The organism is Pseudomonas lurida, assembly GCF_013522705.1.
Taxonomy (GTDB): domain Bacteria; phylum Pseudomonadota; class Gammaproteobacteria; order Pseudomonadales; family Pseudomonadaceae; genus Aquipseudomonas; species Aquipseudomonas quebecensis.
Genome location: NZ_JAAMRE010000008.1, coordinates 57,663 through 76,006 on the forward strand (window position 1 = coordinate 57,663; position 18,344 = coordinate 76,006).

The 18,344-nt window shown below is 63.2% G+C and carries 18 protein-coding genes; 6 read left to right on the forward strand and 12 right to left on the reverse strand.

What is annotated here, in order from left to right; translation table 11 throughout:
- Window positions 1-30 precede the first annotated feature (30 nt).
- Complete coding sequence (locus G7025_RS09335; RefSeq protein ID WP_181078395.1) at window positions 31-1,050, reverse strand: Leu/Phe/Val dehydrogenase; 1,020 nt, start codon at window positions 1,048-1,050, stop codon at window positions 31-33.
- 184 nt (window positions 1,051-1,234) lie between these two features.
- On the opposite strand from G7025_RS09335, the gene G7025_RS09340 reads away from it, so the two are divergent.
- Complete coding sequence (locus tag G7025_RS09340; RefSeq protein WP_181078397.1) at window positions 1,235-2,038, forward strand: SirB1 family protein; 804 nt, start codon at window positions 1,235-1,237, stop codon at window positions 2,036-2,038.
- A 52-nt stretch (window positions 2,039-2,090) separates the two neighbouring features.
- On the opposite strand, the gene G7025_RS09345 is transcribed toward G7025_RS09340, so the two are convergent.
- The 4 genes from G7025_RS09345 to hmgA are packed head-to-tail and all read right to left on the reverse strand — an operon-like array spanning window position 2,091 to window position 6,733.
- Complete coding sequence (locus tag G7025_RS09345; protein WP_181078399.1) at window positions 2,091-3,461, reverse strand: MFS transporter; 1,371 nt, start codon at window positions 3,459-3,461, stop codon at window positions 2,091-2,093.
- Between the two features lie 42 nt (window positions 3,462-3,503).
- Window positions 3,504-4,148, reverse strand: coding sequence for a maleylacetoacetate isomerase (gene maiA / locus G7025_RS09350; RefSeq protein ID WP_181078401.1), 645 nt, complete (start codon window positions 4,146-4,148; stop codon window positions 3,504-3,506).
- A gap of 11 nt (window positions 4,149-4,159) precedes the next feature.
- Entirely contained in the window at window positions 4,160-5,446 is a 1,287-nt protein-coding gene (fahA, locus tag G7025_RS09355; protein WP_181078403.1) for a fumarylacetoacetase, read from the reverse strand.
- Window positions 5,447-5,449: 3 nt separating this feature from the next.
- Window positions 5,450-6,733: a homogentisate 1,2-dioxygenase gene (gene hmgA / locus G7025_RS09360; protein ID WP_181078405.1), complete on the reverse strand. Its 1,284-nt coding sequence runs from the start codon at window positions 6,731-6,733 to the stop codon at window positions 5,450-5,452.
- Between the two features lie 120 nt (window positions 6,734-6,853).
- Here hmgA and G7025_RS09365 point away from each other — a divergent pair, with 120 nt between their 5' ends.
- Window positions 6,854-7,633, forward strand: coding sequence for an IclR family transcriptional regulator (locus G7025_RS09365; RefSeq protein WP_181078407.1), 780 nt, complete (start codon window positions 6,854-6,856; stop codon window positions 7,631-7,633).
- 1 nt (window position 7,634) lies between these two features.
- On the opposite strand, the gene dacB is transcribed toward G7025_RS09365, so the two are convergent.
- From dacB to G7025_RS09400, 7 genes are all read right to left on the reverse strand, one after another.
- Window positions 7,635-9,080, reverse strand: coding sequence for a D-alanyl-D-alanine carboxypeptidase/D-alanyl-D-alanine endopeptidase (gene dacB, locus G7025_RS09370; RefSeq protein ID WP_181078409.1), 1,446 nt, complete (start codon window positions 9,078-9,080; stop codon window positions 7,635-7,637).
- Window positions 9,081-9,162: 82 nt separating this feature from the next.
- Window positions 9,163-11,583, reverse strand: a complete 2,421-nt coding sequence (locus tag G7025_RS09375; RefSeq protein WP_181078411.1) for a TonB-dependent siderophore receptor — start codon at window positions 11,581-11,583, stop codon at window positions 9,163-9,165.
- 110 nt (window positions 11,584-11,693) lie between these two features.
- Window positions 11,694-12,629 (reverse strand): glutathione S-transferase family protein, encoded by a 936-nt coding sequence (locus G7025_RS09380; RefSeq protein ID WP_181078413.1) that lies wholly within the window; start codon window positions 12,627-12,629, stop codon window positions 11,694-11,696.
- Between the two features lie 76 nt (window positions 12,630-12,705).
- The gene (locus G7025_RS09385; protein ID WP_181078415.1) at window positions 12,706-12,981 is read right to left on the reverse strand and encodes a GIY-YIG nuclease family protein; all 276 of its coding nucleotides are present in this window, start codon (window positions 12,979-12,981) and stop codon (window positions 12,706-12,708) included.
- 36 nt (window positions 12,982-13,017) lie between these two features.
- Window positions 13,018-13,488, reverse strand: a complete 471-nt coding sequence (locus G7025_RS09390; protein WP_181078417.1) for a nuclear transport factor 2 family protein — start codon at window positions 13,486-13,488, stop codon at window positions 13,018-13,020.
- 93 nt (window positions 13,489-13,581) lie between these two features.
- The gene (locus tag G7025_RS09395) at window positions 13,582-14,217 is read right to left on the reverse strand and encodes a response regulator transcription factor (RefSeq protein ID WP_181078419.1); all 636 of its coding nucleotides are present in this window, start codon (window positions 14,215-14,217) and stop codon (window positions 13,582-13,584) included.
- 181 nt (window positions 14,218-14,398) lie between these two features.
- Entirely contained in the window at window positions 14,399-15,205 is an 807-nt protein-coding gene (locus G7025_RS09400; protein WP_253510597.1) for a response regulator, read from the reverse strand.
- A 457-nt stretch (window positions 15,206-15,662) separates the two neighbouring features.
- Here G7025_RS09400 and G7025_RS09405 point away from each other — a divergent pair, with 457 nt between their 5' ends.
- From G7025_RS09405 to G7025_RS09420, 4 genes are all read left to right on the forward strand, one after another.
- On the forward strand, window positions 15,663-16,286 hold the full coding sequence (locus G7025_RS09405; protein WP_181078423.1) for a DUF1120 domain-containing protein: 624 nt from the start codon (window positions 15,663-15,665) through the stop codon (window positions 16,284-16,286).
- Window positions 16,287-16,333: 47 nt separating this feature from the next.
- A complete protein-coding gene (locus G7025_RS09410; protein ID WP_181078425.1) occupies window positions 16,334-16,951 on the forward strand; it encodes a DUF1120 domain-containing protein in 618 nt (205 codons plus the stop codon).
- Window positions 16,952-16,988: 37 nt separating this feature from the next.
- A complete protein-coding gene (locus tag G7025_RS09415) occupies window positions 16,989-17,606 on the forward strand; it encodes a DUF1120 domain-containing protein (protein WP_181078427.1) in 618 nt (205 codons plus the stop codon).
- Window positions 17,607-17,738: 132 nt separating this feature from the next.
- Entirely contained in the window at window positions 17,739-18,320 is a 582-nt protein-coding gene (locus G7025_RS09420) for a DUF1120 domain-containing protein (RefSeq protein ID WP_253512000.1), read from the forward strand.
- Window positions 18,321-18,344 lie beyond the last annotated feature (24 nt).

Sequence of the window (18,344 nt, forward strand, 5' to 3'; positions counted from 1 at the left end):
TCGTTGATTCAGGGCCTTTTTAATAAGCGGTCATGGGTAGAGCAGACGCTCGGCCAGTTCATCGGCCACCCGCGCGGGTGAGCGTTTTTCGGCTTGGGCGTGGGCGTAGATTTCGGTCAGGCGTGTGGCAATGTTCGACAGGTGTGCCGTGATGGTGGGTAGCTCGGCGCCGCTGTGCTTGAGCGCGACGTAGATCAGGCCGCCGGAATTGATCACATAGTCGGGCGCGTAAAGAATGCCGCGCCCCTCCAACTGATCGGCCACTTGCAGATTGGTCAGTTGCGCGCTGGCGGAACCGGCCACGGCGGCGCAGCGCAGTTGGGCAACGCTCTGGCGATTGAACACGGCCCCCAGGCCACAGGGCGCCAGGATGTCGCAGGGCGTACTGAGCAACGCGTCGTTGGCAATGGGGTGCGCGCCGAATTGTTCCATGGCCAGTTGCACCTTGCCGTGATCGATGTCGCTCACCAGCAACTCGGCGCCGGCCGCGTGCAGTTGTTCGGCGAGGGCATAGCCGACGTTGCCCAGGCCCTGGATCGCCACGCGCAGGCTTTCGAGGTTATCGCTGCCCAGGCGCGCCATGGCCGTGGCGCGGATGCCGGTAAACACGCCCATGGCGGCGTGGGGCGCAGGGTCGCCGGCGGCGCTGGTGCTGGTGACGAAGCGGGTCTGTTGAGCGATGCAATCCATGTCGGCCACCGAGGTGCCGCTGTCGATGGCGGTGATATAGCGACCGTCGAGTTGTTCCACGCAGCGCCCGAACGCTTCGAACAGCGCCGCACGGTTTTCCACATGAGCGGGCCGCAGGATCACTGCCGTGCCACCACCCACCGGCAGGCCGGCCAGTGCTGCCTTGTAGCTCATGCCCTGGGCCAGGCGCGCGGCATCGGCCACGGCACTTTCGTCGTCGGGGTAGGCAAGGTAACGACAGCCGCCCAGGGCAGGCCCCAGGCGGCTGTTGTGAATGGCTATGACCGCCTTCAAGCCTGTCACCGGGTCGATGCTCAGGTGCAGCGATTCAAGGCGGGTGCTGTGCATGAGAGCAAACATGGTCGAGCTCCCGAATCACTTCTTGTGTCGCCAAGTATAGGCTCGCGGTAGAAAACTGCCGAAGCGCGCGGGAATAAGTCGTCCGATTTTGTAGGTTCTGCGACATAAGCCCGCAGGATCTTTCTTAAGTTACTGGACGAAAATTCCCAGCAAGGCTAAAACGGGGCATCCGCCGGAGAACGAAATGAAGCCCCGCCAAGCCTTTTTCGCCTGTCTGGAACGCTCGCCCCCTGCACTGTTCGAGGCCGCGCTATGGATTGCCGCTGAACATGACGCAACCGTGCAACCGTTACAGATTCTGCAGGAACTGGGGTTGCTGCAGCAGCAAGTGAGCGCAGGCATGCCCGTGCTGCCGGCGGATGAGCTGGGCCAACCGCTGCTGCGGCGCATGAACGACCTGGGGTTTGCCCAGGATGACCTCACCCCCCTGCGCCCCGCGGCCGCACTGTTGGATAAAGTCCTGCTGCGCAAACGCGGGCAGCCTCTGGCCGTAGGCTTGATCGCCATGGAGCTGGCGCGTCGCCTGCATCTTCCCTTGGTCGGCGTGAACTTCCCTGGGCACTTCCTGCTGCGGGTGCCCGGCGCCGACCACCTGCTGGACCCTTGCGGCGGTCGACGCCTGTACCCCAACGACTGTCGCGAACTGCTGCAACGCCAATATGGTCCCCATCTCAAACTGCAGGCCCACCACCTGCTCACCGCAGAGCCACGGTTGATCCTGCAACGCTTGTCGCGCAACCTGCGCCAGTTGCACCTGGCCAATGACGATCCGCTGGCCGCGCTGATCGACGCCGAGCGCGTGCTGGAACTGGGCAACGCCAGCGCTGCGGACTACCTGGCGCGGGCCAGCCTGTATCAACGCCTGGACTGCCCCAACGCCGAGCGCTTCGACCTGGAACATGCGCTGCTGCTCAGTGAAGACCCGATCCAACGCCTGCGCCTGACCGAGCGGTTGGGGCATTTGCCGCCCAACACGGTGGTGCATTGACGGACGCTTTGGCTCTGGTTAAGACGCCAGTTTTGCGTGGTGAGCGCGCCCGTCAGTGATTGACCGGCGTCTTGAGAATATCGCCATGCAACGGGTTCCTCGGCGTCCCGGCAGCCGGCGAGCGCACCTGGATAATCAATAACGCTGCCATCACCGCTGGAATCGCGCAGAAGAAGAAAATCTGCTGCACGGGCATGTGCAGCGCGAGCAACAGACTCCCCAATAATGGCCCAAGGATCGAACCGAAGCGCCCCACCCCCAGCGCCCAGCCCGTGCCGGTGGCGCGCACATGGGCCGGGTAGAAGTTGCTGGCGAAGGCATTGAGGGTCAGTTGCCCGCCGATGATGCAGAAGCCGGCGGCAAACACGCATGCGACCAGGTAACGCGGATTGTCGTGGTTCAGGCCCAACAGTACGGTGCACAGCGCCGCAGCCAGCAGCACGCCACAAAGCAGGCGCACTTTGTTCTTAAGGCGGTCGGCAAACCAGGCCATGCCGATCGCACCGATGGTGCCGGCAAACAGGAACATCGACGTCACCAGGTTGGCTTGCTTAAGCGCCAGGCCACTTTCCAGCAGCAGCGACGGCAGCCAGCTGATCATGAAATACAGCAGGATCAGGCTGACAAAAAAGGTCGCCCAGATCAGCAAGGTCGGCCGCGCGTAACCGTGCCGAAACAACTCCACCACCGTCAGTTGACTGCCGCGTGTTTGCGGGTCGTCAGCCGCACCTGCCAGCGGCGGTTGCCAGTCGGGCAACAGGCGTGCCGTAACCCGTTGCAAACGCCGATAGGGCGGCGCATCCCGCAGCAGACGCGGGAGGGATTCGGGCAGCAGCCAAACGAGGAATGGAAACAGCAGCAGCGGCGTGACGCCTCCGGCCAGGAACACCGCTTCCCAGCCGTAGTGCTCGATAAACCCCGCGGCCACGAACCCGCCCGCCGCGCCGCCGAACGAAAAGCCGCAAGCGGCCAAGGTCACCATCAAGGTGCGCAGGCGCGGCGGTGAATAGTCTGACATCAACGCCATGGCACTGGGCATCGCGCCGCCCATGCCGATCCCGCAAATGAACCGCGCGGCCATCAGCGTGGTCAGCGAGTCGGCGAACACCATCAACACCGTGAGGCTGGCGTAGATCAGCACGCAGGCCAGCAGAACCCGCCGTACACCGAAGCGATCCGCCAGCGGCGTTACCAACAGTGAACCGAGGGTCAGCCCCAGCAGGTTGGCACTGAACACCGGGCCGAACGCGGGCTTTTCCAGCCCCCAGTCCGCGGCCAGCGCCGGCACCACGTAGCCCAGCACCTGGGCATCGTAGCCGTCGGTCACCAGCAGTAACGCCAGCAACAGGAGGATCAGCCACTGGTAGCGCGACACCGGACGGGCGTCGAGTGCCGCGCGAAAGCTGGCAATCTGAGAGTGCATCGCAAGGTACCTGTTTATTTTTATGGGTGTCACACAACGGATTTACGAAGCGTCAGGGGTATCCGGTTGGTTGGCGGGATGGGCCTGGATAAACGCCGGATGCTCCTTCGCCAACGCCGCAACCCTGCCGATACGCGGATAATCGGCCAGCGACACCTTGAACCGCTCGGCCGCGTACAACTGCGGGATCAGAAACACATCGGCCATGCCCGGCTGCTCACCAAAACAGAACCCTTCAGCACCGATCAACTGCTCCACCGCGCCCAGCCCCTGGCTGATCCAGTGCTCGATCCACGTCAGTACCTGCCCTTCGTCATGCCCCCTTTGACGCAGGAGGTTCTGGGTACTGGAGTTGTGCAGCGGGTGGATATCACAGCCGATGATCGACGCCACGGCGCGCTCCTGGGCACGGGTCGCCAGGTCTTTGCTCAGCAGCGGCACGTGTGGATAACGTTCCTCGAGGTATTCGATGATCGCCGGCGACTGGATCAACAGATCGCCGTCGTCAGTGCGCAGGGCCGGCACGCGACCCTGTGGGTTAATCGCCAGGTACTCCGGCTGACGGTTGGCGCCCCCTGCCGGCACCAGCAGGTTGACCGGCACCGCTGTGAACGCCAGGCCTTTGAGGGCCAGGGCGATACGCACCCGGTACGACGAAGTGGAGCGGTAGTACGTATAGAGTTCCATCCCCTGCCCCCTCAGCGCGCCGCAACCACGGTGCCACGGCATTCGCCGAAACCGATGGAGGCGTAGCCATCTCGCGTGCAGCGCGCGCGCAGGATGATTTCATCGCCATCCTCCAGGAATTTACGCACTTCGCCGGACGCCAATTCGATCACTTTCTTACCGCCTTCGGTGATCTCCAGCAGGCTGCCGAGCTGGCCGGCTTCGGGCCCGGACAAGGTGCCGGAACCGAACAGATCGCCGGGCTGCAGCTGGCAACCGTTGACGCTGTGGTGGGCCACCAACTGCGCGACGGTCCAGTACATATGCAGGCTGTTGCTCAGGGCCAGGCGATGGGCCGGCAGGTTTTGCTCGCGCATGGCGGCTGTGCTGAGCAGCACTTCCAGTTCGATATCCAGAGCACCGCCGGCCTGGTCGCGTTGATCCAGCAAGTACGGCAGCGGTTGCGGATCGCCTGCGGGACGTGGCGGTTGAGCCTTGCGGAACGGCGCCAGCGCTTCGGCCGTGACCACCCACGGCGAGACGGTGGTGATAAAACTTTTCGACAGGAACGGCCCCAGCGGCTGGTATTCCCACGCCTGGATATCCCGCGCCGACCAGTCGTTGAGCAAACAGAAACCGGCGATATGCTCGGCCGCGTCACCGATGGCGATCGCTTCGCCCATGGTGTTGCCCTGGCCGATCCAGATGCCCAGTTCCAACTCGTAGTCCAACCGCGCACAGGGGCCAAAGGTGGGCTCGGTCTGGCCGGCAGGCAGGGTCTGGCCTTTGGGGCGACGCACCTCGACGCCCGAGGGGCGAACGGTGGAGGCGCGACCGTGATAGCCGATCGGTACGTACTTGTAATTGGGCAGCAACGGGTTGTCGGGACGGAACAGTTTGCCGACGTTCTGCGCGTGCTCGATGCCAACGTAGAAGTCGGTGTAGTCACCGATTTTCGCCGGCAAGTGCAGCTGGCAATCAGCAGCGCGGTGCAGCACCTGCGCCTCACGGGCTTGCAGTGGGCTGCCCTCGGCCAGCAGTTCCAGCAGGCGCTCGCGCAATGCTACGCGGGGACCACGCCCCAGGGCGAACAACCCGTTCAACTGGCCGCCGGCAGTCGCTTGCACCGCACGGCGGGCCTCGCCGTCGAACGCGTCCAATGCCGCGTGCAGATCGAGGATGCAATCCCCAATCGCCACGCCGCTGCGCGGGGCCGCGTCGTTGAGGCTGAAGATGCCCAGCGGCAGGTTCTGCAGCGGGAAGTCCGCGTGACCGTTGGCGGACGCTACCCAACTGCGGGCAAGGGTGGGCTGAGTCATGGGTTATCTCCGATTCGGGTTGAAGGTGACGGGCAGCGAGGCCCAGCACGCGTCGTAGGCAGGTTGCAGTTGCGGGCAGTCCAGGGCGAACCGGGTGGGACGCAGCACTTGGCTGGTCTCGAACATGAAGGCCATGGTGTTATCGATCTTGTGCGGCGCCAGTTCCACGTTGATGGCCTTGGTGCAGGTCTCGCCATCCGGGCCGTGGGCGCTCATGCAGCTGTGCAATGACGCACCGCCGGGCAGAAAGCCCTCGGCCTTGGCGTCGTAGGCGCCCTGGATCAAGCCCATGTATTCGTTCATCAGGTTGCGATGAAACCACGGCGGACGGAAGGTGTTCTCGGCCACCATCCAGCGCGGCGGGAAGATCACGAAGTCGAGGTTGGCCAGGCCGTGCACGCTGGTGGGCGAGGTCAACACGGTGAAGATCGACGGGTCCGGGTGATCGAAACTGACGGTGCCGATGGTGTTGAAGCGGCGCAGGTCGTATTTGTAGGGCACGTTGTTGCCGTGCCAGGCCACCACGTTCAGCGGTGAATGATCGAGTTCGCAGGCCCACAGTTCGCCGAGGAACTTCTGCACCAGGGTGGTCGGTTGCCGCAGGTCTTCGTAATGGGCGACGGGGCTGAGGAAGTCCCGCGGGTTGGCCAGGCCGTTGCTGCCGATGGGCCCCAGGTCCGGCAGGCGCAGCGGCGCGCCGTGGTTTTCGGCGATATAGCCGCGCGCCTGGGCATCCAGCAGTTCGACCCGGAATTTAAGGCCGCGCGGCAGCACGACGATTTCCAGCGGCTCGACCTCAAGCACGCCCAGTTCAGTGACGAGGCGCAGGCGGCCGTGCTCGGGGACGATCAACCATTCGCCGTCGGCGTTGAAGAACACCCGCTCCATGGAGCGGTTGGCGCGGTAGTGATGAATGCTGATGCCTGAAGGTTTTTCCGACGCCGAGTTGGCGACCATGGCGACGAGCCCGTCGATAAAATCGGTCGGCTCGCTGGGCATATCCAGCGGGTTCCAGCGCAGCCGATTGGGTGTCACCGCGCCCAGCGGACCGCCGGCCAACTGCCGCTCCAGTTTGGCGAACGCCGGGTGATTGGCCGACGGCTGGATGCGGTACAACCAGGTTCGCCGGGCTTCGCTGCGGGCCATGGTGAACGCGGTGCCGGAGAACAGCTCGGTGTACAGGCCGTAGGGTGCTTTTTGCGGGGAGTTCTGGCCGACCGGCAAGGCGCCGGGCAGGGCTTCGCTGGCAAATTCATTGCCGAAGCCCGACAGGTATTCGAGGGTCATGGATCGTCCTCTGTGCGGAAGTTGTTTTTATCGTAATCCAGTTACGCATAACGTAATTTGATCGCTATCGAGCGTCAAGCTATAAAGACGCCCATTCATCTTTCGGAACCCCGCCTCTCCATGGAAAAGCCCCGCGACACCGGTAAACAGAAAGTCCGCTCGGCCGAAGTGGGCACCGATATTCTCAAGGCCCTGGCTGAGCTGTCGCCGGCCACTTCGCTGTCGCGCCTGGCCGAACATGTGCAGATGCCGGCGAGCAAGGTGCATCGCTACCTGCAAGCGTTGATCGCCTCGGGGTTCGCCGAACAAAACACCGCCACCAACCATTACGGCCTGGGCCGCGAAGCCTTGCGCGTGGGGCTGGCCGCACTGGGCAGCATGGACGTACTGAAAGTCGGTGCCCTGCCCCTGGCGGAACTGCGCGACCAACTGAATGAAACCTGCTTTCTGGCGGTATGGGGCAACCAGGGCGCGACCGTGGTGCAGATCGAGCCGGCGGTGCGCGCGGTGACGGTGGTGACGCAACTGGGCTCGGTGCTGCCGCTGCTCAGTTCATCCACCGGCCTGGTGTTCAGCGCGTTTCTGCCCTCGCGGGAAACCGTGGAGCTGCGCCAGCAGGAGATTGAGGCAGGCATCGCCCACGCCCTGGCGGACGACCAGGCCTACGCCATCACGTGCCAACAGATCCGCCAGCGTGGCCTGCATTTTGTGCATGGCTTGCTGATGCCGGGGGTGGACGCTTTGTCGGCGCCGGTGTTCAACGCCGTCGGCCAGGTGGCGGCGGTAATGACCGTGGTCGGCCCCACCTCGCTGTTCCACGCCGACGAAGACGGCCCGGCGGCCCGGCAATTGCTGGCGGCGACCCGGGCGGTGAGCTGGCGCATGGGCTATCAGCCCTGATTCAGTCCTGCCACTGAGCCAGGGCCCGGGCCACGCGGTTCTCCACGGCGCGCACCGGCGCGGCGTCGCTGAGGTAGTTGTTGCTGACCATCGAAAACACCAGGCGCCGGCCGTTGGCGTCGGTGATATAGCCACTTAACGACGACACACCGGCCATGGAACCGGTCTTGGCATGCAGGTTGTTCTGCGCCGCCGTCCCGCGCAGGCGATAGCGCAGGCTGCCACCGACCATGCGGTCCGGGTCGCCGGCAATCGGCAGGGCGGTGTACCAGGCGTCGAACCAGGGTTGCCGGGCGCTGGCCAGCAGCAGGTCGGTGAAGGTCTGAGATGACACCAGATTGCGCCGCGACAGGCCCGAACCGTCCACCTGGCTAAGGGCGGACGGGTCCAGGCCCTGACGTGTCATAAAGCCCGCCACCGCCGCCACGCCCGCCGCCGCAGTGCCGGCATCCGCGGTCTTGCGGCCCATGGCCTTGAGCAGGGCTTCGGACATGTTGTTGTTCGAGAGTTTAAGCAACGGCGTGATCAAGTCCTGCAACGGCGCCGACTGATGTTCGGCCAGCGTCGTCGCCGTCGCGGGCGTAGCGCCACCGATCACGCGCCGGCCCTGCACCTTGATGCCCTGCTGAGCCAGCGCCTGTTCAAACAGGTTCGCCACCAACTGGGTCGGTTCCCACACACTCACCCATTGCCGGCTCTGCTTGCCGGGCGCCAGCGCACCGCGAAGTTGCAGCAGGTTGGTGCCGTGCTGACGGGTGATGCCGTAATCGTTGCCGGGGCCGCTGACGGCGCGATTGCTCAGTTGCACGTAATCGGTGGCCGGGCTCACGGAGACGTTCACCGGCTGGCCGACTGCCACAGGTGCCTTGGCCGTGACGATCAGAGTGCCCGCATCGAAATCCGAGTCGGGCGACACTGTCAGCGCGGAAATCTGCGCGCCGTAGTAAGTGCTTTCGTCATCCTGGGCCCAGTCGACGCCCAGGCGCTCGGCGTCGAACCAGGTATCGTCGAACACCAGATCGCCCTGCACCTCGCGCACGCCCTGACTGGCCAGTTGCGCCGCGAGTGCCTGGTAATCGGCGAACTGCACGGTGGGGTCGCCCAGGCCGCGCAGATACATATTGCCCGCCAGCCGCTCGCCCTGGCGGCCGCCCGTGCTCAGCACCTGCGTGGAAAACCGGTAGTGCGGCCCCAGTACATCCATCGCCGCCGCCGTGGTCAGCAACTTGAGGTTGGAGGCCGGCACCAGACGCGTGCGCGCGTTGTGCTGGTAGAGGGTGGTGCCGCTGCGGGCGTCGCGCACCATCAACGAGACCGTTGCGCCGTTGAAGGCCGGATCGGCCAGCAGGTGGTCGAGGATGGCCGGGGTGGAGGTTGGCGAGACACTCGCACAACCGCCTATGAAAACGCTCAGGCACAGCAGGGGTAGCCATCGTCCAACATGCATCAGTGTGAAATTCCGCAAAATCTTCAGTGGCGGCAACGCTAACAGCTCCGCATGCCGGTGGCGAGCGGGCCTACCACCAGCCTTAGAACTCCAGTGTGCTGGACACCGACACCTGCCGCGCATCGCCCATGGACACGAAGAACCGGCTGGCCGCCGAGGTGTAGTACGTGCGGTCGAACAGGTTTTTCACGTTGAGCTGGAATTTGACCTTCTGCCCGTCGAGTTTCGTGTCGTAGGTGGCAAAGGCATCGGCCACGGTGTAGCCCGGCAAGGTGAAGTCATTGGCGGCATCGCCCGCGCGCTCGCCCACGTAGCGCGCACCCGCGCCCATGCGCAGTCGATCGCCGCCGAACAGGCTGCCAAAATCATAGGCCAGCGCCAGCGAGCCGGTGTGTTTGGCGACGTTCTGCAGGCGGTTGCCTTCCAGGGTCGGGTCGTTGTCCTTGATGTCTTCGGCGTCGGTGTAGGCGTAGCTGCCGATCACGCTCCATTGGTCGCTCAACTGGCCGGTGGCGTCCAGTTCAAGGCCACGGGAACGCACCTGGCCGGCGATGCTGTAGATCGTGTTCGCGCCGGAACCCACCGAGACCAGCACATTGCGCTTGTCGATGGTGAACAACGCCGCGCTGGCGGTGATGCGCCCGGGAATGTCGAGCTTGGCTCCCAGCTCCCAGGACTTGGCCTGCTCAGGCGTCAGATCGCCGGTCAAGGTGCTGCCATCGGCCAGGGCGGCGATGGTGGAGTTGGGTTTGAACGACTCGGTGTAACTGCCATAGAACGACAATTCATCGGTATAGCGGTACACCAGCCCGGCACGCGGCACCCAGGCCTGGCCCTTGCCGTCGGTATTGGCTTTGAACGGCACGCCCTTGCCGGCGTACTGGTCATACATCTGGTAGCGCGCGCCGGCTACGAAAATCCACTGGTCGGTCAGGTGAATCGCATCCTGGAAAAACAGCGAATCGCTGCGCAGCAGGTCGGTCTGGGCACTGTCGGCGGCACTGACGCTGGTGCCTGCCACTTCGTTGCCGTACACCGGATTGTTGTAGTTGAACGGGCCGCGCGAGGCCTGGCGAATCAGGTCGGCGCGGTAGATCTTGCGGTATTCGTCATCCAGGCCGAACACCAAGTCATGTTGCATGCCCATTACGTTGACCTTGCCTTCCAGGCTGGCAGTGCTGAAACGGTCGGTGGTGAGTGCGCCCTGGGTGCCGTCCATTCTGCGCGTCAGGGTGCCATTGGCGTTCACGGCACTGACGCGTACCTGGCTGGCGTCGTAGGTTTCGCGGTTCCAGCTGTAGCCGAAGTGGGCTTTCCAGTCGTCGTTCAGATCGTGGTCGGCTTCGAAGCGGTACAGGTCGGAGCGGCCTTCCATGTTGTTGAACGGCTCATCCAGGCGGCGGGTCGCCGGGATATCCAACGGATGGTTGGTCTTGGGATCGATGGCCGTGCCCCGGTCGAACGGCGAGAGAAATTCACGGTGCTCATAAGCGAACAGCAGTTGAGTGGAGTCGCCGTACCAGGCCAGGGACGGCGCCACCAGCGATTCGCGATGGGTGCCGAAGTTGCGCCAGTAGTCTTCGTCTTCATGGTCGACAATCAGCCGATACGCCAGGCCCGAATCCCCCAGGGGCCCGGTGGTGTCGAGGTTGCCGCCACTGCCGTTCTTGCCGTCGCCGAAGGTGGAGCCGCGCACCGTCAGCGCGGTGAACGGCGTCAATTCCGGCTTTTTGCTCACGATATTCACCACGCCGCCCGGATCCTGGATGCCGTACAGCAGCGACGACGGGCCTTTAAGTACTTCAACCCGCTCGGCCGTGGCGTTCAGCGCACGGCCCTGCACCACCGGCATGCCGTCGCGCATGATCGAACCGTTACGGTTGTCGCCGAAGCCGCGCAGCATCACCGCGTCCTGGGTGCTGGCCAGGGTGTTGGCCTGGGTGATGCCGCTGACATTGGCCAGGGCGTCGTCCAGGTTGCGCGGGGTCTGGTCACGCAGCACCTGGGCCGGCACCACGTTGACGGTTTGCGGGGTTTCCAGCAGCAGGCCGTGGGAACGCATCACCGAGCTGGTGGGTGGCGGCTGGTAGCTGCTGCTGTCTTCGACCTGGCCGATGCCGCTGATGGTGGTGGCGCCCAGGTTGAGCGCGCCGTCGGTGGGCACCGGTTCGAGGGCCAGAGTGCGGGCGTCGATCTGGCGGAAGGTCATGCCGGTGTTGCTCAACAGCCGTTGCAGGGCCTGGGTCGCGCTCATCTGCCCGCGCACCGCCGGCGCACTGAGCCCGTAGGGCGCTTCATCGGTGTAGATCACGCTGATCCCGGTGACCCGGCTGAAATCGCTGAGGGCCTGGGGCAGCGGTTTGGCCGCCAGAGCAAAGTTAAAGGCCGTGCTTTGCTGCTCCTGCGCCCGCGCCACGCTCAACGGCAGCAAGGCCACGCCTGACACCGCCAGTACCGAAGCCCCCAGCCACTGTTTTACCCAACCGCCCGCCATCGACTTCATGCTGTGAGAACCCGTGTAGAAAACGCTGTTAATGCGAATTGATCGCAGTTTCAAGCACTACACGGATGGGCCGGCGGTTTACCTCATCGGTTCTGGATAAATAATTTCAGTCAGTGCGCCTGGATACGGAAACCAAAGCGTGGGAAATGCACATGCACGGTGCCGGCGCGCTCGTCGGTGCGGCGCAGGATCAGCTCCTCGCGCCCGGCGAACAACAGCTCGCCGGCCACCGGGTCGACGCCGTAGTCAGTGGCGCTGATGCTCACCGCCTGGCCGGCGTGAAAGCCGTTCAGGTCCTCAAACGCCTCGTCCGGCAGCGGTGCCGGTGCAGCGTTGCGCGCAATCTCCAAGGCCTGGTCGGCGGTCATCTGGCTGGGCGTGCCGTGGCCGAACCCGAGCACACGCCCCAGCCACGCGCACACCGCCGGGTAGGCATCCACCAGCGGCGCCGTCACCGGCGTGGCCTTTAAAAACCACAGCGCATGAGCCAGGGCGAAATCGGCAATCGACGGTTGGCCAAATAGAAAGTCCCCCGCCTCGCGCTGCAACTGCTGCTCCAGGCGCGTCATGATCGCCGGCCATTGATGCTTGGCCACCTCGGCACTGAGCTTGCTCGCCGAACCGCCGCTGAACAGCGCGGCGCGGTCGGCCATAAAAGCTTTGATCGCTTCCGGCGGCAACTTGCCAAAGCGCACCGCCACCGATTCCGGCTGGAACACCAGGCTCACGGCGTGGGCAAAGACCACGCTGTCGGCCCAGGTGGCGAAGGTCTGGGTGATCATTTCCTGGCCGAGAGGGAACAGCGCCGGCGCGGACTTTTCCTGCTCCAGGCGCCGGGCGATCAACGCGGTGTCGCAATAGATATCGGCGCCGATCTGCAGCACCGGGGTCTTGCGGTAGCCGCCGGTGAGCGCGGTGAGGTCCGGCTTGGGCATCACCGGCGAAATCAGTACGGACTGCCAGGACAGCCCCTTGAAGCCCAGCAACAACCGGGCTTTTTCCGCAAAGGGGGACGTGGGGTAGTGATGAAGAATGAGCTCAGACATGCCGCGGTCCATTTAACCAGTTGAACCGCCAGCTTAGCGCGCAATGTGCAGCGATGCCGTGATGAGCATTCATCAGTCAGATCAATGAACCACTCGCCGCCAGGCATTCCTTGGCGCTCTTCTTCAGTCGCTTGATCAAGCGCTCCTGGCGCAGCGCTTCGCCCTTGCTCGCACACTGCTCGGTGTACACCAGCGCCACGGCCGGGCTGGACAGGAAAAACCGCGCGCCCTTGCCGCTCTGGTGCATCGCGAAGCGGCGCTGCGGGTCATTGCTGATGCCGCAATACAGCGCGCCATTGGCGGCGCGCACCAGGTAGACGAACCAGGGTTTGGTTTGAACGGGATCAGTCACGGGCAGCGTCAATCAACCGGGGAAGCGCCAAGCTTATCAACGACCGGCCTGGAATGCCTTCAAGCCTTTGCGCGCCTGGGCGCGCACGGCGTTCTTGACCAGCGGCGTCCAGCCCAGCAACAAGCCCTTGGTACCCAACGCCTGGCGCGACCAGCGCCACAGGTCGAAGCTGTCGTGGTGCGCGCAGATCCTGCCGTCGCGAAACACGAACCGCGCCTGGATATCGTTGACCACTGTGTTGCCGGTGGCGCTGAACAGATACGTCGCGACCCAATGCGCGCTACCGCGGGCGACGTCGCTGCGCACGCTGTCGAACGTCAACGAGAAATCCTGGGCGCGCGAAGTGAGCATGCGCCACATGTCGCCGGCGTCACGCCCGCGCAGTTCGCCGAAAACCGGGTCGCTGAAGACCACGTCGTCGGTGTAACAGGCGCTCATGGCGTCGGCGTCCAGGCGCTGGAACGCGCGGTAGAACTCAGTGATCAGGGCGTTATGGGCGTCACTCATGGGCAGGCTTCCGTTGGCGGCGAAAAAGATAGCCGCACGATAAGCCGCCTGCGCCGCCAAGGCTACTGGCATTCACCCGCCCGATAGCGTGTCTTACGGCACCATGCCGCAACTGCGGGCATAAGCGAACAGGTCCACGTCCGTGGAAATGCACAACCGGTTCATGGCCGTGCACTTCTGCTTGCTGATGGTGGACACACTGCGGTTGACCCGCGCCGCGATCTGGCTGACGGTCATGCCGCTGGCCAGCATGCGCACCACTTCGCGCTCCTTGCCGGACAGCTGTGGTTGCTGTGATTGGTCGCCCGGCCCCGCCTCCACCAGTTGGTTGCGCAAACACTCACTGACAAAGGTCTGGCCGGCCCCCACCGCCCTGATCGCCAGCGGCAGCTCCTTGGCCGAGGCACTTTTGGCGACAATGGCCTGGGCGCCATGGGCAAACGAAGCGCGCAGGGTGGCGACATTGGCGAACATGGTCACCAGAATCACCGGCAACGTCGGGTACTGGCGGTGCAGCAGGCCAAGCAGGCCGTAGCCATCGGCCTGCTGGTCGCCCGGCATGGCGAAATCGGTAACAAGCATATCGCAAGGCATGGTGCTTAACAGTTTGAGCAATTCATCGGGGCCATTGGCCTCACCCACCACTTCGCACCTGCCTGCCGCCTCGATCACCACCCGCTGTCCGATGCGAACAATGGGGTGATCGTCAGCAATAATTACTCGAAGCATAAGTACCCACGGATGATGGCGACCTGAATCCGCGCAAAATAACCCTGCGGGCGATCCTCAACAACCGGCAACTTCGAGTCTGTCCAAGCATCGCCCAATGTTTGGTAGCTCATAACATTTAACCTACAAAACACCAGGAAAGCTCTTACATACTCGAAACACATTAAAGTCATTCAAATCATCACAACACACTCAAGTAAGTGAGATACGCCGTTAAATCCCGCATAAAAACATCCAAATGTACGCAACTGAGCAACATCCCTTGGGTGCGTATCTCGTGGATCAGCGCGATTCCCCTGGCCTCCAGTTCAGTCCCGCCAAGAAAAGCCAGGCTGCCCACCAGGCGATGCAGGCACTGCTCGGTCAGCGCGGCATCCAGGATCATTCGGGCATGCGCCAGGGCCGAGCTGTCCGCACGCGCTTCAACGAGCAGGCCGGCGAGCATCTGGTCGACCACCTGCCCGCTGCCGAACATCTGGATCAGATCGGCGCGGGTCGGCCATGTCGACGCCCGGGTTGCCGGCGCGCCGGGTCGCTGCACATGAATCGGACCAGGCAGCCAGCGCGACAGCAACTCGTGCAACTGGGCGAGGGTCAGTGGCTTGAGCAGCCAGGCGTCCATGCCGGCGTCGCGGCACCGTTGCGGATCGTCGTGCAACAGGTTGCCGGTCAAGGCGATGATCGGGACTCGCCCATGCCCCAAGGCCTGCTCATGTCGGCGAATGGCGCGGGCCATGGCGTAGCCGTCCATCACCGGCATCTGGCAATCACTGATCACCAGGTCGAAGCGCTTGCGCGCAACGGCAACCAAGGCGCTGCGCCCATCCGCGACCAATGTGTGGGTAAGCCCGAGCTTGTGTAGAAACCAGCCCATCATGGCTCTGTAGGTTGAATGGTCCTCTGCCACCAGCACGCGCAAGTGCCGCCAATGCGCAGGTGGGGAAGCAAGGCGTTGCAGTTCCCGCGAAGCGACATCGCTCGAAAGCACGCTCGCATACCTCATGGTTGCTTTCGTTTTTCCAGTGCCCTGTGGATCGGGACGAACGATTGTGATCCCGCGGGCACTGACGCGACAGTCAAAGAGGCGCACTGTGCAGCGGTTACATGACACATACATGACCATCGTCGCCTGAACAGAAATAGCCTCGATCAACCGCAGCCGACATACGAAAACTACGAAAAGGCAGTTTTTCCTACACGTGCGATTACTTCTTCTGACACTGATTCGGCTGTAACGTCACCTCCAATTCTTTGTCGTAAAAGTTGTATATCCCCGACCACCCTGCACCGCTAAATTCCGCACCACCCCGTTAGAGGGTGACGATCCGCCACTTCGACAGGCGGTTATAAAACCAGACCGGACACACCGCCCGACAGTGCCAGCACTTGATGCTGAGTCATCGGCGCGTGTGCGCCTGTCAGCCACACACCGGAACAGCATCGACATGAACAAGCATTTGGTTGCGCTCGGCAGCGCGCTACTCTTCACCGCCTCCCTGCCAGTGCTGGCGGCAAGCACCACGGAGCTGACCGTCACCGGGGTGATCACGCCCAGCGCCTGCACGCCGACGCTCCCAGGCGCGGTCGACTACGGAAAAATCTCCGTGCAGGACCTCCAGGCGGACCGCTATACCAATCTTGAGCGGCGCACCCTTCAACTGAGCGTGAACTGCGACGCCGCCACGCTGTTCGCGATCAGCCCTATCGACAATCGTGCAGGCTCAGCAATCCACGGTTCTGCGTTTGGCCTGGGCCTGATTAACGAGAACCAAAAGCTGGGCCGTTATCACTTGACCTTCGGCAATCCCGCCGCGGACACCCCTTCCACGCTGCTGACCAGAGACGAGGTGAACAACCGCTGGTACCGCCTCTTTGACGATGATGCCGTCAGGCCAAACGATCTGGTCGCGCTGGGCAGCCTGACCGACAGCGGCTGGATACCCCACCCTTTGCAGAACGCAACGATGGACATCACCCTTCACACCGCCATCGCGGCAACCAACACCTTGACACTGACCAGTGAAGTCGCGCTGGACGGTTCCGCGACTATGGAAGTGAAGTACCTGTAGCGCCGAGCTCCGCCCCAAGATGACACCTGACAAAGGGCTATTTGCACATGCACACTTTTGCCTCCCGCCTCATATTTACGTTGCTGTTGGCCCCGCCTGCATTCGCGGCCAGTTCCATGGACCTGGCCGTACGGGGCTCTATCACCCCCAACGCCTGCGAACCGCTGATCGGCGGTGAAGGTACGATCGACTACGGAAAAATGTCGTTCGCCACCCTCAACCCCGACCACCACACCGCGTTGCCTGCGCAAACGATGCCAATCAGCGTGCGGTGCGAAGGCCCGACGTTCTTCACCCTCACCACCATCGACAATCGTGCCGGCACCTCCGCCAATCACGAGCATTGGCACGGGCTTGGCCTCACGCCTGATGGAGAAAAAATCGGAGGCGCCGCGTTTCATCTTCATAACGCCGTGGCCGACGGTGCGCCGGCCCACCTGATCGTTTCCTGGGATGGCGGCATGAGCTGGGCGCCGGACAACGTCCTCAGTAGCGCCACCCTGACGGCGATTTCAGCCAGCAACACAGACCTTGTGCCCGCTGCCGTCAAGGATTTGGATGCCGACATCGGGGTGCTTACCCACCTCGTCCCTACCGATCGCATAACGCTGACCGATGAAGTCCCGCTCGACGGTTACGCCACCGTGCAATTGAGCTACCTCTAAGCGCCACCCAAGATAGAAGTGAAAGGAACTCAGCCCCATGAAAAAGCCCCTCATCGCCCTTGCCACCAGCTTGCTGATCAGCAGTCCCGCAGCCTTCGCCGCCTCAACCGTGGACCTTACGGTCAGAGGCTTGATCATTCCGAGCGCCTGTACCCCGAGCCTGTCGAGCAACGGGGTGATCGACCACGGCAAGATCTCCGCCAAGGACCTGAACACCGATAATCCGACCCACATCGGCACGCACAACCTCACCCTCGCGGTGTCCTGCGATGCAGCCATTCCTTTTGCATTGCATTCGATCGACAACCGGGCCGGCTCATCGATCATGTCTTCCGACTATGGGCTGGGCCTGATCAACGGCGACCAAAAGCTCGGCTGGTTCTCGCTGACGCTGAGCAATCCGGTCGCCGACGGTACAGCGGTACAACCCATTGCGTCGTTCAACGGCCAGGATAATTGGTACAGCGAAAGAGTCTGGAATGCCGGCCTGTACATGTCGGTTGCCAGCATGGATGACCCCACTCAACCGGTGCCGGTCCAGGAACTGGTGGCGCAACTGCAGGTGCAAACTATCATCGCCCGCACCGACGGGCTGGACCTGAGCAACGAGGTGACCCTCGATGGCTCCGCCACCCTTGAAGTGAAGTATCTGTAACGCCGTGGACGTACATGCCTTGCAGCCACTGACGGGCAGGACGTTTTCCCGTATCGGCCATACTCACCTCTGCCAGCGGCCCAACCGATGAACACGCTTTTTCGTATCCTGACGGTGCCGCTGGTGCTGGCGATGGCCACCACGACCCTCGCCGCTTCATCGGTAGACCTCACAGTGACCGGCCGATTGACGCCAGACGCCTGTCAAGTGGAACTGTCCGAGGAGGGCAGCGTCGATCACGGGAAAATCCCGGCCCACACGCTTAACGCCAATGAGTTCACCGTGCTGCCCAGCCGTTGGCTGGCGTTGAGCGTGCACTGCAGCCGACCGATGCTGTTTGCGCTGGTGGGTGTCGACAACCGCGCAGAGTCCTCGCTGGCGCCCGACTATTTCTATGGCCTGGGAAGAAATATTCATGCCCCCGCAGAATTGCTGGGCTCCGTGGCGTTGTCCTACCGCAACCCGGTGGGTGATGCACAACCCTTGCAAGTACTGGCCTCAAGCGACAGCGGTGAAACCTGGACACAGGAATCCAATGCCTACCCACGTACCTACATGGGTTTCGCCTTGCCAGGGGACCGTCAACCCGATTTCTTCAGCCAGTTGGCTACCCAGTTGCGGATCGACACGTCGATCAACCTGTCCCGGTACCTGAGCCTGGATCAGGAGATACCGCTTGACGGTTCCATCGTGCTGGATCTGCGCTATCTCTAACCCCCATGTTGCCCCAATGGAAAC

Excerpts from the sequence above, each read along its gene's own strand:
- G7025_RS09365 (WP_181078407.1), top strand. The coding sequence starts at position 6,854 with ATGGAAAAGCCCCGCGACACCGGTAAACAGAAAGTCCGCTCGGCCGAA.
- G7025_RS09380 (WP_181078413.1), bottom strand. The coding sequence starts at position 12,629 with ATGTCTGAGCTCATTCTTCATCACTACCCCACGTCCCCCTTTGCGGAA.
- G7025_RS09405 (WP_181078423.1), top strand. The coding sequence starts at position 15,663 with ATGAACAAGCATTTGGTTGCGCTCGGCAGCGCGCTACTCTTCACCGCC.
- dacB (WP_181078409.1), bottom strand. The coding sequence starts at position 9,080 with ATGCATGTTGGACGATGGCTACCCCTGCTGTGCCTGAGCGTTTTCATA.
- G7025_RS09390 (WP_181078417.1), bottom strand. The coding sequence starts at position 13,488 with ATGAGTGACGCCCATAACGCCCTGATCACTGAGTTCTACCGCGCGTTC.
- hmgA (WP_181078405.1), bottom strand. The coding sequence starts at position 6,733 with ATGACCCTCGAATACCTGTCGGGCTTCGGCAATGAATTTGCCAGCGAA.
- maiA (WP_181078401.1), bottom strand. The coding sequence starts at position 4,148 with ATGGAACTCTATACGTACTACCGCTCCACTTCGTCGTACCGGGTGCGT.
- G7025_RS09340 (WP_181078397.1), top strand. The coding sequence starts at position 1,235 with ATGAAGCCCCGCCAAGCCTTTTTCGCCTGTCTGGAACGCTCGCCCCCT.
- G7025_RS09395 (WP_181078419.1), bottom strand. The coding sequence starts at position 14,217 with ATGCTTCGAGTAATTATTGCTGACGATCACCCCATTGTTCGCATCGGA.
- G7025_RS09335 (WP_181078395.1), bottom strand. The coding sequence starts at position 1,050 with ATGTTTGCTCTCATGCACAGCACCCGCCTTGAATCGCTGCACCTGAGC.
- G7025_RS09375 (WP_181078411.1), bottom strand. The coding sequence starts at position 11,583 with ATGAAGTCGATGGCGGGCGGTTGGGTAAAACAGTGGCTGGGGGCTTCG.
- G7025_RS09345 (WP_181078399.1), bottom strand. The coding sequence starts at position 3,461 with ATGCACTCTCAGATTGCCAGCTTTCGCGCGGCACTCGACGCCCGTCCG.
- G7025_RS09420 (WP_253512000.1), top strand. The coding sequence starts at position 17,739 with ATGGCCACCACGACCCTCGCCGCTTCATCGGTAGACCTCACAGTGACC.
- G7025_RS09410 (WP_181078425.1), top strand. The coding sequence starts at position 16,334 with ATGCACACTTTTGCCTCCCGCCTCATATTTACGTTGCTGTTGGCCCCG.
- G7025_RS09415 (WP_181078427.1), top strand. The coding sequence starts at position 16,989 with ATGAAAAAGCCCCTCATCGCCCTTGCCACCAGCTTGCTGATCAGCAGT.
- fahA (WP_181078403.1), bottom strand. The coding sequence starts at position 5,446 with ATGACTCAGCCCACCCTTGCCCGCAGTTGGGTAGCGTCCGCCAACGGT.